We start from the raw sequence: 1,854 nt of genomic DNA, 5'->3' as shown, positions 1-1,854 counted from the left end.
TTTCAGGGAGTGAGCCGTCGAAGGTAGGATCGATGACTGGGGTTAAGTCGTAACAAGGTATCCCTACGGGAACGTGGGGATGGATCACCTCCTTTCTAAGGAGAAAGAGTGTATAAGTAAAAAAGGTTTTGGACTTGGAGATATTCTGTTTGGTTTTGAGGGATCTGTTTGGATACCTCAGGATCGATCTTTGAAAACTGAACAACATCAAAAGAAAAGACATAACAGAAAAGGTCTATAACGTAAAAGTTGTAAGATGAAACCGAAACAGTTATAACAGTTTTCTTTGAAACATCTCGAAAAAAACACGAGAAAGTAGAGAACCACTGATTAAGTAAGGAAGGGCGTACGGAGGATGCCTTGCCACTCGAAACTGAAGAAGGACGTGCCAAACTGCGAAATGCGGCGGTGAGCTGTAAGGAAGCGAAGACCCGCCGATCTCCGAATGGGGGAACCCGGCCGGCCACACAGCCGGTCACCGCACGGTGAACACATAGCCGTGCAGGGAGGTACCCGGTGAACTGAAACATCTAAGTAACCGGAGGAAAAGAAAACAACAGTGATTCCCTGAGTAGCGGCGAGCGAAAGGGGAGAAGCCCAAACCGGTCTGAGGACCGGGGTTGAAGGACCGCGGGATGACAAGAAGGAGCATAGACGAACGCGATTGAAAGCGCGACCGAAGAAGGTGCAAGTCCTGTAGTCGAAATGGTCCGGAAGTCTAGCGGGATCCTGAGTACGGCGAGACACGAGGAATCTTGTCGGAAGCAGGCGGGACCATCCGCCAAGGCTAAATATAAACGAGTGAGCGATAGTGAACCAGTACCGTGAGGGAAAGGTGAAAAGAACCGCGGGAGCGGAGTGAAAGAGAACCTGAAACCGTATGCCTACAAGAAGTCAGAGCCCGTTAAAGGGTGATGGCGTGCCTTTTGTAGAATGAACCGGCGAGTTACGGAAAGATGCGAGGTTAAGTCGGAAAGGACGGAGCCGCAGCGAAAGCGAGTCTGAAGAGGGCGAGAGTAGACTTCCGTAGACCCGAAACCGGGTGATCTAGCCATGAGCAGGTTGAAGTTGAGGTGAAACTCAATGGAGGACCGAACCGACCACCGTTGAAAAGTTGGCGGATGACTTGTGGCTAGCGGAGAAATTCCAATCGAACCCGGAGATAGCTGGTTCTCCCCGAAATAGCTTTAGGGCTAGCGTCGGAATGAACCCATGTGAAGGTAGAGCACTGAATGTGTGATGGCCCCATCCCGGGGTACTGAATACAATCAAACTCCGAATGTCATGTGGGATGTCCGGCAGTCAGACTGTGAGTGATAAGGTCCATGGTCGAGAGGGAAACAGCCCAGACCGCCAGTTAAGGTCCCAAAATGCAGGCTAAGTGGAAAAGGATGTGGGGATGCCCAGACAACTAGGAGGTTGGCTCAGAAGCAGCCACCCTTTAAAGAGTGCGTAACAGCTCACTAGTCGAGTGACCCTGCGCCGAAAATGTACCGGGGCTAAGCCTGATACCGAAACTGCGGAATCGAATGATTGGTAGGGGAGCGTTGTATACGGGTGGAAGCCGTACCGTGAGGAGCGGTGGACTGTATAGAAGTGAGAATGCCGGTGTGAGTAGCGAGATGTAGGTGAGAATCCTACACACCGAAAGCCCAAGGATTCCAGGGGAAGGTTCGTCCGCCCTGGGTAAGTCGGGACCTAACGCGAGGCCGAAAGGCGTAGTGGATGGAAAGCAGGCGGAGATTCCTGCACCCGTATGTGGAGCGATGGAGTGACGGAGACGGCTAATGTGACCCTCTTAACGGATTGAGGGCGAAGCGGGGTAGCGGTCGACCAGGCAAATCCGGTCGGCAA

General features: G+C 52.2%; 2 rRNA genes (both cut by a window edge). Both read left to right on the top strand.

From position 1 onward, the window contains the following. Nucleotides 1-95, top strand: a 16S ribosomal RNA gene (locus tag PND65_RS09440); it begins 1,547 nt to the left of the window's first position. A 233-nt stretch (nucleotides 96-328) separates the two neighbouring features. Then, nucleotides 329-1,854, top strand: a 23S ribosomal RNA gene (locus tag PND65_RS09435) (it continues 1,466 nt past the right edge of the window). Together the 16S and 23S rRNA genes form the textbook arrangement of a ribosomal RNA operon.

It is taken from the genome of Faecalitalea cylindroides, assembly GCF_028321995.1.
Lineage (GTDB): Bacteria > Bacillota_I > Bacilli_A > Erysipelotrichales > Erysipelotrichaceae > Faecalitalea > Faecalitalea cylindroides.
Note: the sequence above shows the minus strand (reverse complement) of the source record. Positions and strands in the feature narration are given on the sequence as shown.